The 12,733-nt window shown below is 64.3% G+C and carries 13 protein-coding genes; 3 read left to right on the top strand and 10 right to left on the bottom strand.

The window, feature by feature from the left end; translation table 11 throughout:
- Window positions 1-101 precede the first annotated feature (101 nt).
- Window positions 102-1,685, top strand: coding sequence for a spinster family MFS transporter (locus FG91_RS03865; protein ID WP_037512223.1), 1,584 nt, complete (start codon window positions 102-104; stop codon window positions 1,683-1,685).
- Between the two features lie 108 nt (window positions 1,686-1,793).
- On the opposite strand, the gene FG91_RS03870 is transcribed toward FG91_RS03865, so the two are convergent.
- The 8 genes from FG91_RS03870 to FG91_RS03905 are packed head-to-tail and all read right to left on the bottom strand — an operon-like array spanning window position 1,794 to window position 8,810.
- A complete protein-coding gene (locus FG91_RS03870) occupies window positions 1,794-2,801 on the bottom strand; it encodes an amidohydrolase family protein (protein WP_037512225.1) in 1,008 nt (335 codons plus the stop codon).
- A gap of 13 nt (window positions 2,802-2,814) precedes the next feature.
- On the bottom strand, window positions 2,815-3,336 hold the full coding sequence (locus FG91_RS03875) for a 3-hydroxyanthranilate 3,4-dioxygenase (protein WP_037512226.1): 522 nt from the start codon (window positions 3,334-3,336) through the stop codon (window positions 2,815-2,817).
- 1 nt (window position 3,337) lies between these two features.
- Window positions 3,338-3,778, bottom strand: coding sequence for a RidA family protein (locus FG91_RS03880; protein WP_037512227.1), 441 nt, complete (start codon window positions 3,776-3,778; stop codon window positions 3,338-3,340).
- Window positions 3,775-4,554: a 2-keto-4-pentenoate hydratase gene (locus FG91_RS03885; RefSeq protein WP_037512228.1), complete on the bottom strand. Its 780-nt coding sequence runs from the start codon at window positions 4,552-4,554 to the stop codon at window positions 3,775-3,777. The genes FG91_RS03880 and FG91_RS03885 overlap by 4 nt, the downstream gene beginning before the upstream one ends.
- Window positions 4,554-5,588, bottom strand: coding sequence for a 4-hydroxy-2-oxovalerate aldolase (gene dmpG / locus FG91_RS03890; protein WP_037512230.1), 1,035 nt, complete (start codon window positions 5,586-5,588; stop codon window positions 4,554-4,556). The genes FG91_RS03885 and dmpG overlap by 1 nt, the downstream gene beginning before the upstream one ends.
- Entirely contained in the window at window positions 5,585-6,529 is a 945-nt protein-coding gene (locus FG91_RS03895) for an acetaldehyde dehydrogenase (acetylating) (protein ID WP_037512233.1), read from the bottom strand. The genes dmpG and FG91_RS03895 overlap by 4 nt, the downstream gene beginning before the upstream one ends.
- A complete protein-coding gene (locus tag FG91_RS03900; RefSeq protein ID WP_037512317.1) occupies window positions 6,526-7,323 on the bottom strand; it encodes a 2-keto-4-pentenoate hydratase in 798 nt (265 codons plus the stop codon). The genes FG91_RS03895 and FG91_RS03900 overlap by 4 nt, the downstream gene beginning before the upstream one ends.
- Before the next feature lie 8 nt (window positions 7,324-7,331).
- Entirely contained in the window at window positions 7,332-8,810 is a 1,479-nt protein-coding gene (locus tag FG91_RS03905) for a 2-hydroxymuconic semialdehyde dehydrogenase (protein WP_037512319.1), read from the bottom strand.
- Window positions 8,811-9,062: 252 nt separating this feature from the next.
- Between FG91_RS03905 and FG91_RS03910 the strand changes: the two genes are divergently transcribed.
- The gene (locus tag FG91_RS03910) at window positions 9,063-10,004 is read left to right on the top strand and encodes a LysR substrate-binding domain-containing protein (protein ID WP_235211931.1); all 942 of its coding nucleotides are present in this window, start codon (window positions 9,063-9,065) and stop codon (window positions 10,002-10,004) included.
- Window positions 10,005-10,074: 70 nt separating this feature from the next.
- Window positions 10,075-11,127: a LacI family DNA-binding transcriptional regulator gene (locus FG91_RS03915; RefSeq protein ID WP_081940403.1), complete on the top strand. Its 1,053-nt coding sequence runs from the start codon at window positions 10,075-10,077 to the stop codon at window positions 11,125-11,127.
- On the opposite strand, the gene FG91_RS03920 is transcribed toward FG91_RS03915, so the two are convergent.
- Together FG91_RS03920 and FG91_RS03925 are read right to left on the bottom strand one after the other, a co-directional pair.
- Window positions 11,124-11,486 (bottom strand): cupin domain-containing protein, encoded by a 363-nt coding sequence (locus tag FG91_RS03920; protein ID WP_200878398.1) that lies wholly within the window; start codon window positions 11,484-11,486, stop codon window positions 11,124-11,126. The two genes, FG91_RS03915 and FG91_RS03920, sit on opposite strands and share 4 nt — an antisense overlap.
- A complete protein-coding gene (locus FG91_RS03925; RefSeq protein ID WP_235211932.1) occupies window positions 11,483-12,709 on the bottom strand; it encodes a quinone oxidoreductase family protein in 1,227 nt (408 codons plus the stop codon). Before FG91_RS03925 ends, FG91_RS03920 begins: the two co-directional genes overlap by 4 nt.
- Window positions 12,710-12,733 lie beyond the last annotated feature (24 nt).

The raw sequence follows: 12,733 nt of genomic DNA on the forward strand, positions 1-12,733 counted from the left end.
GCGCCGCGGCGATGTGCGCCAAAGTCCGGAACAATTCTGGTTGAACCAGCTTGCACGCGGGGCGCTGACTCGTGCGGCAGGCGATCGCATGGGTAGATGACATGACCGCAGACCATAGCGCCGCCCCGATGACCCCCGATGGAGAGGCGCGCGCCAGCGGCTATGCCTGGTATGCGCTGGGGCTGATGTTCGTCGTCTATGTGCTGAACTTCATCGATCGGCAGATATTGTCGATCCTCGCCGAAGATATCAAACGCGACCTCGGGCTCACCGACGTCGATCTGGGGTTCCTGTTCGGGACGGCGTTCGCGGTCTTCTACGGCGTTTTCGGCATTCCGATCGGACGCCTCGTCGATGAGTGGCGCCGCGGCTGGCTGATGGCGATGGGGCTTGCGCTCTGGTCGAGCATGACGGCGCTGTCGGGGCTCGCCACCAACTATGCTCAGCTCGCCATCGGGCGCATTGGCGTCGGAATTGGCGAGGCGAGTGCATCGCCGGCCGCCTATTCGCTGATCGCCGACTATTTTCCCAAGCGCCAGCGCGCAGCCGCGCTGTCGATCTATTCGGCGGCGCTCTACGTCGGGATCGGGCTCAGTCTGGTATTCGGCGCCCGTATCGCGACGGTGTGGGACGGCGCCTATTCGGTTGCCGAAGCCCCGATGGGTCTGAAGGGATGGCAGGCCGCCTTCATATGCGTCGGTTTGCTCGGTCTGCCGCTGGCTGTGATCGTCAGCCGCCTGAAAGAGCCGGTGCGCGGCGGGATGGATGGCACTCCTGCTCCGACGGTCGTTCCCGGCGCGTGGCGGCGCTTTCTTGGCGAACTCGTCGCCGTCGTCCCCCCCCTGACGCTGTGGAGCGTCTCGCGCATCCGCGGCGGTCTTGTGGTCAATCTCATGCTCGCCGGCATATTGGCCGCGGCGGCTGTCCTGCTCGTCATGGTGACGGGCGATGCCATGCAATGGATCGCGCTGGCGCTCGGCCTCTACTCGATCGGCTCGTGGATCCAGATGCTGCGCGACAAGGATCTGCCTGCCTATCGGCTGATCTGCACCACCCCGGCGATGCTGCTCGGCCTCGGCGGCTTCGGCTTGCTCGCGATGTTCGGATATACGTTCAGCTTCTGGGCGCCCCCCTTCGCGATGCGAGAGCTAGGCGTCACCAAGGAGGTCGCGGGCATCTATCTCGGGTTGCCGGGCGCGGCCGCCTCGGCCGCCGGCGTCATTCTGGGCGGGATGCTCTCCGACGCGTGGCGCGCGCGCGATGCGCGCGGGCGCATATTCGTTTGCATCCTCTCGCTGTTGTTACCGCCGCCTTTCCTGTGGCTGGCGCTGCAGCAGCAGGATTTCGCAAGCTTCGCGATGATCGCACCCGTGATCTATTTCACGTCGAGCCTCTGGGTCGGGTCGGGCGTCGCGGCGTTCCAGGATCTGGTGTTGCCGCGTATGCGCGGTCTGGTCGGGGCGATCACGGTGCTGGCATCGACGATCGTCGGACTGGCGATCGGGCCTTATCTGGTCGGCAAGATTTCGACGGTATCGGGATCACTGCAAACCGGTTTATATGCCTTGTTCTGCGTTGCCCCGCTGAGCCTGATATTGCTGGTCCTAATGAGCCGCAAAGTCGGTGCGGCGGAAGCGTCGAAGCTCGAGCGCGCGAAGGCGGCGGGCGAAGCTTCGACTTCCTGATCCAAGCCTGTCCGAAAAGTCAGATCCCGATACGACGACGCCGGAACCCGCGAGGGTCCCGGCGCCGGACATCGCCCGCATCACGGATGTGGGCGGTGGTCGATAATGTTAATTGCCTCTCTCGAGACCGAAGAAGCGGGCGGCGTTGAGGCCCATCAGCTTGGCGCGCAGATCGGGCGAGATGCCATCATCTTCGCGGATCATCTTGCCGACCACTTGCTCGCCGAGCGGGAAGGGATAGTCGGAACCGAGCACGACGCGGTCTTCGCCCATCACCTTGACCAGGAGGGCGAGCGCGTCTTCGTTGAAGACGGCGGAATCGACATAGAAGCGGTCGGTATAGCTCGACGGCAGCTGCGGGCAGTCGGCGCGCACGATGTCGCGGTGACGCCACGCATTATCGACGCGCCCGAGGAGGAAGGCGAAGCTGCCGCCGCCGTGCGCGAAGCAGATCCGCAGGTTCCGCGGCAGTTTTTCGAACGCCCCTGACAGGATCAGCGACAGGATCGACAGCTGGGTTTCGGCGGGCATGCCGACGAGCCACGACATCATATATTTGGGCATGCGCGCCTGCGCCATCATGTCCCAGGGATGGATCAGCACCGCGGCGCCGACGTCGGCGCAGTGATGGAGGAAGGTCACGAGCCCGGCATCGTCGAGATTGCGTTCGCCGACATGATTGCCGATCTGGACGCCAATATGCCCCTCGGCCATTGCTGTATCGAGCTCGGCGCAGGCGGCATCGGTGTCCTGCAATGGCACCTGGCACAGCGACTTGAGGCGCTTGGGGTCATGCGCGCAAATCTCGCGCGCCGCGGCGTTGAATATCCGCGCGACTTCGCTCGCATGCGCCGCCGGCCGCTCATAGGAGAACATCACCGGCGTCGCCGACATGACCTGAATATCGATGCCATGCGCGTCCATCGCAGCGATGCGCCGTGCGCCATTCCACAAATCCTCGTGGACGGGACGGAATTCGCGGTCGCCGACCATGATCATCGCCTTGCCGTCGCCGAGATGCTTCATCCACGGCCAGTCGGGCGTGCCGAAGCGTGCGGCAAGGTCGGGCCATTCGGCGGGCAGGAAGTGGCTGTGAATATCGATAGCGAGCGTCATCGCGATGCTCCTCTCAGGCCTTGCCGGGATGAACGGTGCCGCATCCGCCGCAGGTGCGCAGCTCCGTGCTGTCGTAGAAGCGCTGGAACAGGGGCGGCAGATCCTCGACGATGCTCTTGAGCTGGACCTCGACGCGGTGGACGATCTCGCCGCAATCGTCGCAATACCATTGGAAGAAGTCGATCATGCCCTCGGGGCGTTGGCGTTCGATCACAAGGCCGATACTGCCCGCGACGGGGCGCTGCGGTGAATGTGGCACGCCGGGCGGCAGAAGGAAGATATCGCCCTCGCGAATCGGCAGATCGCGCGGTTTGCCGTCCTCCCAAAGCCGAAGGTTCATGTCGCCCTGCATCTGGTAGAAAAACTCTTCGCACGGATCGACATGATAGTCGGTGCGCTGATTGGGGCCGCCGACGATCGTCACGATGAAGTCGGCGTCCTGCCAGATTTGGGCATTGCCGACCGGCGGCTTCAGCAGGTCGCGATGGTCCTCGATCCATTTTTGGAAATTGAAGGGAAGGCCATAGGTCAGCATGTCATTTCGCCTTTTCGTTCGGGCCGCTTGCCAGGGGACGATAAGCGGTCGCCTTGATTTCGATGAGCAGGTGGGGGTGGGGCAGCTGGTGGACCGCGACAGTCGTCCGCGTCGGCCCATCGGTGCCGAAATATTCGGCGTAGCTTTCGTTGAAACCCTTGAAATCGTTCATATTGACGAGGAACACGCCAACATCGACGACGTCGGCGAGGCTGGCTCCCGCGTCGGCCAGAATGTCGCCGATATTTTCGATCACCGCGCGCGTCTGCGCGCGAATGTCGAGGCTGGTCGCGCCGAAGCCATCGGCATCGGCGCCGGCGATGCTGTTGTCGGCGCGCCGTGAACTCGTGCCCGATACGAACAGGAAATCGCCGGCACGGCGATAGTGCGGGAAGGCGCCGCGCGGCACGGCCTTGCCCGGGATCACGCGGCCCCCGGTCATGCGCCTTGCTCTAATATGTTGAGGTGGACGCGGCCGAGCCGTTCGGCTTCGAGCCGGACATGGCATCCGGGTCGCAGCGCCTCGGCATTGGTGGCCGCGCCGCACAGGATGATCCAGCCGGCTTCGAGTGTGACGCCAGCCTCTCCGGCGAGGCGGGCGGCCTCGACGAGCGAACGCAGCGGATTGCCGAGGATCGCACCGCTCGAGCCGAACTGGACGGCACGCCCGTCAAAGCTCATTACCATGCCGAGATTGGACATGTCGCCGAAGGGGGCTTGCCAGCTGCCGACGACAAAGGCCGACGAGGAACTGTTGTCGGCGACGACGTCTTCGAGCGCGAAGCGGAAGTCGGCGTAGCGGCTGTCGATCACTTCCATCGCCGGTGCAACCGCCTCGATCGCCGCGAGGGCTTCCGCCGAACCGACGGGGCCAGCGAGCGGTGCCTTGAGGCGGAAAGCGACCTCGGGCTCGATCCGCGGATGGACAAAGCGGCGCAGGTCGAGCGTGCCATCGTCAGCGATCTGCATCGCATCGGTCAGCCGACCCCAGATCAGGTCGGAAACTCCCATCTGCGCCATCTTGGCGCGGCTGGTGAAGCCCATCTTCATCCCGATGACCCGTTCGCCGCGCGCTTCGCGATGCGCGATCAGCCGGCGCTGGATCGCATAGGCGTCATCGAGCGAGAGATCGGGATGCGCGGCGGTGAGCTGGGTTGTGGCGGATGCGGTTCGGGCTGCGGTGTCCAGCCGTTCGGCGAGGGAGTTGAGGTCGGGCATCACAGGCTTTCCTTTTGCCGGACCATGTCCAGCGCTACGTCGGTGATCATGTCTTCCTGTCCGCCGACCATGCGGCGGCGGCCGAGTTCGACGAGGATGGCGCGGGTATCGAGGCCGTGATCCGCCGCCGCCTTTTCGGCGTGGCGCAGGAAGCTCGAATAGACGCCAGCATAGCCGAGGCTCAGTGTCTCGCGGTCGACCCGGACCGGACGATCCTGCAGCGGCCGGACGAGATCTTCGGCGGCGTCCATCAACGCCATCAGGTCGCAACCGTGCTTCCAGCCCTTGCGGTCGGCGGCAGCGATGAACACCTCGAGCGGCGCATTGCCCGCGCCGGCGCCCATGCCCGCAAGGCTCGCATCGACGCGCAGCGCACCGCACTGCACGGCGACCAGCGAGTTGGCGACGCCGAGCGACAGATTGTGATGGGCATGGATTCCGCGCTGGGTTTCCGGGCGCAGCACATGGTCATAGGCCACAAGGCGCGCGCGAACACCTTCCATGTCGAGCGCACCGCCGCTGTCGGTGACATAGATGCATTGCGCCCCATAATCTTCCATCAGCTTTGCCTGCGCGGCGAGGATGTGGGGCTCGACCATATGGCTCATCATCAGGAAGCCCGAGACGTCCATGCCAAGGCTGCGCGCCGCCTCGATATGCTGTTTCGAGACATCGGCCTCGGTACAATGCGTCGCGACGCGAACCGAGCGCACCCCCATGTCGTGCGCGCGGTGCAGGTCGTGAACGGTGCCGATGCCCGGCAGCAGCAATGTGGTGAGGATGCTGTGCTCGAGTACCTCGGCAACTGCGCCGATCCATTCCCAGTCGGTGTGCGCCCCGAAGCCATAATTGAAGCTCGATCCGGCGAGGCCGTCGCCATGCGCGACCTCGATCGCATCGACCTTTGCGGCGTCGAGCGCCTTGGCGATGCGCACGACATGGTCGAGCCCATATTGATGGCGGATCGCGTGCATTCCGTCGCGTAGGGTGACGTCCTGGATGTAGAGTTTTGTCACTGTGGGGTCGAAGTTCATGCTGCCAGCTCCGGCTGGCGGCGTGCCGCGATCTTTTCCGCGGTGCGCAGCGCGGCGGAGGTCATGATGTCGAGATTGCCGGCGTAGGCAGGCAGATAATGCGCCGCGCCTTCGACCTCGAGGAAGACGGTGACCTTCAGGCCGGTGAAGCTGCGGTCCATCTCGGGAATGCGCAGCGGGGCGTTGCTGCCGATATGCTCGAACTGCACCGCCTGTTTGAGGCGGTAGCCCGGAACATATCCTTGCACCTCGGCCACCATCGCTTCGACCGATGCGGCGATCGCGTCGCGATCGCCATCCTCGGTCAGACAGAACACGGTGTCGCGCATGATGAGCGGCGGCTCGGCGGGGTTGAGGACGATGATCGCCTTGCCACGCGTCGCGCCGCCAACCTCCATGATCGCCTGGCTCGTCGTCTCGGTGAACTCGTCGATGTTCGCGCGGGTGCCGGGACCGGCACTTTTCGAAGCGATCGAGGCGACGATCTCGCCATAATGAACCTTGGCGACGCGGTTGATCGCGGCGACAATCGGGATCGTCGCCTGACCGCCGCAGGTGACCATATTGACGTTCCCGGCATCGAGATGATCGTCGCCGTTGACCGGGGGGATGACATAGGGACCGATCGCGGCGGGGGTCAGGTCGATCACGGTCTTGCCGTGCGTCCGCAGCACGTCATTGTGGCGCGCATGCGCACCCGCCGACGTCGCGTCGAAAACCATATCGATCGCGTCAAAGCCGGGGAGGGCGACCAGCCCGTCGATCCCGTCCGATGTCGTCGCTACGCCGAGCCGGGCCGCGCGGGCGAGTCCGTCCGATGCGGCGTCGATGCCGACCATCGCGGCCATTTCGAGGGTCTCCGACAGCCGCAGTATCTTGATCATCAGATCGGTGCCGATGTTGCCCGAACCGATGATCGCAACCTTTGTTTTCGCGGTCATGCGCGTGCTCCTTCGCCGAAGCGTACCGAAACATCGCCCAGCCCGCTGATCCGCACGTCCACGGCGTGACCGGACCGGACCGTCGCCATCGGACCGAGCGCGCCGGTGAGGATGATGTCGCCCGCCTGAAGTGGCCGCCCCTTGGCGACCATCATGTCGGCGAGCCAGCGCGCGGCGTTGAGTGGATTGCCGAGGCAGGCGCGGCCGGCGCCGGACGACTGGACCTGGCCATTCACTTCGAGCACCATCCCGCACAGCCGCAGATCGAGTTGGCGAAGCAGGCGCGGCGAGCTGCCGAGCACGAAGCCGCCCGACGACGCATTATCGGCGATCGTATCGACGATGCCGATCTTCCAGTCGGCGATGCGGCTGCCGACGATCTCGATGCCGGGCAGCGCATAGGCGGTCGCCGAGATGATGTCCGCGACCGTATGCCGTTCGTGCGGAAGGTCGCGTTCCAGCACCAGTGCGACTTCGGCCTCGACTTTCGGCTGAAGAATGGCGTCAATCGGCACTTCGGCGCCATCGTCCCACGCCATGTCGGCGAAGAGCATCCCATAATCGGGTTGATCGACGCCGAGCTGCTTCTGAACCGACGCGGACGTCAGCCCGATTTTGCGTCCGGCCAGCCGCCGGCCGGCGGCCAGCGCGGCGTCGGTGTTGATTTCCTGCACCGCATAGGCCGCGGCAAGGTCGCCGGCCGGCAGCAGGGGAGCGATCGGCGCGCAAGGCGTGCCGCTGACTTCGGCGGTGCGAAGCTGCTCGGCGATTTGGGCGTTAACGTTGGCGGACATGGCGGCGCTCACAATTTGATGCAGATGTTGACGGGCTCGGAATAGAAGGCGAGCGAGTGCTCGCCGCCCTCGCGGCCAATTCCCGATAATTTGACCCCGCCGAAAGGCGTGCGGAGGTCGCGCAGGAACCAGTCGTTGACCCAGACGACGCCCACTTCGAGCTGCCGCGCGACGCGGTGGGCGCGCTTGACGTCGCTGGTCCACACCGCCGAGGCGAGGCCGTAGGGGGAGTCATTAGTGCGCTCGATCACCTCATCCTCGTTGTCGAACGGCGCGATGTGGCAGACGGGGCCGAAAATCTCTTCGCGCACGCAGCGCGCGTCGTCGCCGAGACCGGTGAGGATCGTCGGTTCGACGAAGGCGCCTTGGTCGAGTTCGTTGCCGAAGTGCGGCACGCCGCCGCCGGTAACGATCGTCGCGCCTTCCTCGACCGCGAGCCGATAATAGCCCAGCACCTTTTCGCGGTGCTGCGCCGAAATCAGCGGCCCCATGTCGGCGCCGTCATAGGGGTCGCCGATCGTGATTGCGCGCGCGCGTTCCGCTAGTTCGGCGACGAAGCGCTCGAAGATCGGGCGCTCGACATAGACGCGCTCCGAGCAGAGGCAGACCTGCCCGCAATTGGTGAACACCGACCGCATCGTCCCCGCCACCGCGGCGTCGAAATCGGCATCGGCGAATATGATCGCGGCATTCTTGCCACCCAGTTCGAACGAGATCGGTTTCACGCCGTTCGCTGCGCTGCGCATGATCGCCGAGCCGGTCGAGGATTCGCCGGTGAAGGTGATTGCGTCGATGTCGGGATGGCCGACCAGCCACTCGCCGGTCGAACCGCCGCCGAAGCCGTGAACGAGGTTGAACACCCCCGGGGGCATACCCGCCGCATCCATCACCTCGGCGAGCAAGGTCGCGGTCGAGGGCGTCTCTTCCGAAGGCTTGGCGACGACCGTGTTGCCGCAGGCGAGCGCCGGCGCCACTTTCCAGGTGAGCAGGAGCAGCGGCAGGTTCCACGGCGAGACCACCGCGACGACGCCCAGCGGCTTCGCGATGCTATAGTTGATCGCGCCCAATCCGTCGGGGGTTTCGCTTTCGAAGGACTGGTTCGACCGCCCTTGCGCGAGCGCGGCGAAATTGCGGAAATTGGCGGCGCCGCGCGGAATGTCGATCTTCGTCGCCTGAAGGATGGATTTGCCGGTGTCGGCAATCTCGGCGGCGACGAAATCGTCGAAGCGCGCCTCGATCATGTCGGCGACTTTCCCCAGCAAGGCCGAACGCTCGGCGAGCGACATGCGCCCCCACGGTCCCTTGAGCGCGCGCCGCGCGGCTTGCACCGCCGCATCCACCGTTTCGCGGTCAGCGAGCGCCACCCGGCCAATCTCGTTCGCCGTAACGGGATCGACCGCAGCGAAGCTCTGGCCGGTCTCGACGAACCTGCCGTCGACATAATTGGCCAGCACGCGACTGGCGAAGGGATAGGGTGTGTTGGGCATGATCCATCCGGTGAGCAATTGTTTCCCAATCGCGCGGAGCGGGTCGCTGTGCTCGCCGCAACGTCGGCGACGACACCTATGAGAAACGCTCTACAATCGATTGCAAAGTCGCTGCTAAAGGGTGTAGATATGCTCCGATAATATAATTTTGTCTCTCGGGTATAACAGGAATGAGATAGCGATATGGCCCAACCCGCCCCCGAGGCGCCGCGGTTCGAGAACCGACTGCTCACCGGGATCAAGCTCAGGCAGTTGCGCCTGCTGGTCGCGGTGAGCGAACAGGGCAGCATCCTGCGTGCTGCCGCCACGCTGAATGTCGCCCAGCCCGCAGCAACGAAGATGCTACGCGATCTGGAACATGCGCTCGGCGTCGAACTGTTCGCCCGTTCATCGCGCGGGGTAATGCCAACGCTGTTCGGCGAGGTCGTCATCCGTCATGCCAAGCTCGTGCTGGCGCAATTGCGCCATGCGAGCGATGAACTGTCTTCGCTCACGCAGGGCGCTTCGGGGCGTGTCGTCGTCGGCACCTTGCTTGCGGCGGCGCCGCACCTCTTGCCTCGCGCCATCATCGCGTTGAAGCGCGAGCGGCCGGGGATCCGTATTTCGGTGGTCGAGGGAACGAACGACAAGCTCCGTCCGATGCTGCGCGGCGGCGATCTCGACCTCGTAATCGGCCGTCTTCCCGAATATCGTGAACGCGCGGGACTGACGCATGAAATATTATACGAAGAGCCGGTTTCGATCGTGGTGCGCCGGGGGCATCCGCTGGCGCGGCGATCTGCGTTAAAGCTGGCCGATCTCCGGTCGCAGGAATGGATACTCCCGCCGCCCGAGACATCGCTGCGCCGCCAGCTTGAGCAGGGGTTTCGTGCCGCCGGCCTTGAACTGCCGGCACTATCGATCGAATCGGTGTCGATCCTGGCCAATTTCGCGCTTCTGCGGGAAACCGACATGGTGGCTGCGCTGCCCTTTGAGGTCGCGGGTTCGCAACCCGATCTCGTGCGGCTGCCGATCGATGTCGACATAGGCTATGGTGCGGTTGGCGTCACGCTGCGGCGTGACGCGGAATTGGCGCCGGCAACGCAATATTTTCTGTCGATCATCCGCCGTATCGCGAGCACGCAGAAAGCCAAAAAGGGACGGAATGGCAGTGCATCGTGCGCAATCGATTGTAAAATCGAACCCGGGCTGTAATCTTCAATTTCCAGAATGCCCTTGTCTTTGCGTGCGATAAAGGCAAGCCAATCGTCCTGAAGGAGTCACGGTGGCAAAACGATCGAAGCCGGTTGGGACGGTCACTTTGAAGCATGTTGCCGAGGCGGCGGGCGTGCATGCCTCGACGGTTTCGCGCGCGCTCAACCCGGCGACGCGTCATATGGTCGTTCCCGAGGTGGCCGAGCGGGTGGCGAAGCTTGCCGGGAGCCTTGGATATCGGCCCAATCTTATGGCTGCCGGATTGCGTACCGGTCGTTCGCAACTGATCGGGGCGCTCGTTCCGGACATCGCCAATACCGTATTCTCGCCTATTTTGAGCGGCGCGAGCGCCAGTCTTGCCGCGCAAGGCTATTCCATTCTCGTCGCCGACGTCGGCACCAACCCGGCGCGGCATCTTGAGCTCGCCAATCAATTGGTCGCGCGCCGGATCGACGGCTTCATCCTCGCGACGGTGAGCCGCGACGATCCCATCGTCGATTTCTGCCTCGAACAGAATCTACCCGCGGTGCTGGTCAACCGCGCCGAGGAAAGGCGCCGGCTGTCCGCCGTCGTGTCGGACGATACGCTGGGCATGCAGCTGGCGGTCGACCATCTCGTGGCGCTCGGTCACAAACGGATCGGCCATCTTGCCGGACCCGAAACCATCTCTACAGGTCATCTGCGGCGCAAGGGGTTTTACGACGCGATCGCGCTGCACGGCCTCGCTGCCGGGAATTGCCCGAGCGAAGCAACCGAAGCCTATAGCCGCGAGGAAGGCCTGCGCGCCGGCGAGCGATTGCTTGCCTCGGCGCCCGACATCACCGCGATCGTCGCCGCCAATGATCTTCTGGCGCTTGGCGCTTATGATGCCGCGGCCCGCGGCGGCCGATCGGTGCCGGACGACCTCTCGATCGTCGGGCACAATGACATGCCGCTCGTCGACATGGTCGCGCCGCCGCTCACCACGGTACGGATCAGCCATCAGGAAATCGGCCGCGTCGCCGCCGACCTGTTGTTGCAGCAATTGACGGGCAAGGAATATTCGACGCGCAATATTGTGCTGGCGCCGACACTGATCGTGCGCGGCTCGACGGCGACCGCACGAGGGCGCGATAGCGGTTAGGGAGGCGTGGGCGGGGCGTTTTCCATCGCCAGCAGGATCGTCGCCGGCGTTTCGGTGCGATTGACCAGCGCACGGTCGGCGCCGGGCGCGATGCGGCACGAATCCCATAGACCCAGCCGCACCGTTTCGCCCGCGCTCGTCATCTCGACGCTTCCCTCGAGTATGACATACATCTTCTCTAGCGACGAGGTACTCGGCGCAATGCTGCCGCCGGGGGCGATCGTCGAGATCGCCATCCACATGGCGGTCGAGGGCCCTGCTTCCATTCCCTGGACGCGCAGGCAGCGCATCGCGTGATGGCCGGGCGCCTGATATTCGGGCGCTTCGGAAAAGCGGGTCACCTGCATGGCGGTGGTCATCGGGGTACGATCACCACGCGTTCGCGATCCGAACGCATCACTTTCGCATAGGCATTGGCCGCATCCTCGAGCGCGTGGATCCCGTCGGGCTTCACTGCGAAGGGCCGTAGCGCGCCGGATTCGAAGTGCGGCGCAAGTTCGGTGAGCGACGCGACCGTCGCACGCGTGTCGAGCGCCAATGTGTCGATACCGATATAATGGTGCTGGCCGCGGTAGAATTGCAAAATGTCGAATGGGACGACGCGGTCGATCGTTCCGATCAATATCTGTCGGCCGCGCTTGGCAAGCGCGTCGGCGGCGGCGGTCATATAGGGGCTGCCCACCGTATTGTAGATCAGCGATACGCCGACGCCGTCGGTCCGTGCGCGGATCGCGGCGGCAGCATCTTCGCTGCTCGAATCGATCATGTCGATTGCCGCGCTGGCATGGCCGATATAGCCTTCGTCGCGCCGCGTGATACCGATCACCCGCGCGCCCAACATGGTTGCAATCTGTGCCGCGGCCTGCCCAACCTTACCGTTGGCACCGAAGATCGCGATCGCTTCACCAGCCTGGGGCAGACCCGCGCGTTTCAACCCTTCCCATGCCGTGACGAAGGGAACGCCCGCAGCACCCGCCTCGATCAGCGAGATATTGCCGGGCTTGGGTGCGACACAGTCATGATCAAGCACCAGATGCGTGGAATGTGAGCCATCGCAGCGGATGCCAAGGTCGCCGCTTGATCCCCAGACCTCCGTGCCGATCAGGTGCGAAGGACCCTCGACGACGCGTCCGGAAAAGTCGCGGCCCGGTGTGCGCGGCCATATGGCATAGGGCATCATTCCGATTGCGGCCTTGACGTCGCTGGGATTGACTGCGGCGCAGGCCACTTCGACGACGACCTGCGCCTGTTCATCGCACTCCGGCAGACCATTTTCGATCACCGGCGCGATGGCGTCGACACTCTCGGCCTTGTGCAGAAGGCGAAGTCGGCGCGAAGTGGCATAACCGGTGGTCATCAATTTCATTTCCTTCATGTGCGAGCCGCCGGGACGGCCCCGACGCATATCCTTCGCGCGAAGGACCCCGGCAAATTGCGCGTGGTCACATCGCGGTAACATTTTTTGTTTGCAGTCTCTGCAATCGATTGTAAAGAGATTCTTGTTCGGAGCGAGAATGGCAGCGCCGCAAGATTGCCGATCCGTTCTTCGACGATGAAGTTGCACGTAGCGCCCCGCTTTCACGACCGGGCCAGGCAATAGAGAGAG

Source organism: Sphingopyxis sp. LC81 (assembly GCF_000756375.1).
Taxonomy (GTDB): domain Bacteria; phylum Pseudomonadota; class Alphaproteobacteria; order Sphingomonadales; family Sphingomonadaceae; genus Sphingopyxis.

Excerpts from the sequence above, each read along its gene's own strand:
- FG91_RS03870 (WP_037512225.1), bottom strand. The coding sequence starts at position 2,801 with ATGACGCTCGCTATCGATATTCACAGCCACTTCCTGCCCGCCGAATGG.
- dmpG (WP_037512230.1), bottom strand. The coding sequence starts at position 5,588 with ATGAACTTCGACCCCACAGTGACAAAACTCTACATCCAGGACGTCACC.
- FG91_RS03885 (WP_037512228.1), bottom strand. The coding sequence starts at position 4,554 with ATGCCCGACCTCAACTCCCTCGCCGAACGGCTGGACACCGCAGCCCGA.
- FG91_RS03875 (WP_037512226.1), bottom strand. The coding sequence starts at position 3,336 with ATGCTGACCTATGGCCTTCCCTTCAATTTCCAAAAATGGATCGAGGAC.
- FG91_RS03865 (WP_037512223.1), top strand. The coding sequence starts at position 102 with ATGACCGCAGACCATAGCGCCGCCCCGATGACCCCCGATGGAGAGGCG.
- FG91_RS03880 (WP_037512227.1), bottom strand. The coding sequence starts at position 3,778 with ATGACCGGGGGCCGCGTGATCCCGGGCAAGGCCGTGCCGCGCGGCGCC.
- FG91_RS03900 (WP_037512317.1), bottom strand. The coding sequence starts at position 7,323 with ATGTCCGCCAACGTTAACGCCCAAATCGCCGAGCAGCTTCGCACCGCC.
- FG91_RS03920 (WP_200878398.1), bottom strand. The coding sequence starts at position 11,486 with ATGACCACCGCCATGCAGGTGACCCGCTTTTCCGAAGCGCCCGAATAT.
- FG91_RS03905 (WP_037512319.1), bottom strand. The coding sequence starts at position 8,810 with ATGCCCAACACACCCTATCCCTTCGCCAGTCGCGTGCTGGCCAATTAT.
- FG91_RS03895 (WP_037512233.1), bottom strand. The coding sequence starts at position 6,529 with ATGACCGCGAAAACAAAGGTTGCGATCATCGGTTCGGGCAACATCGGC.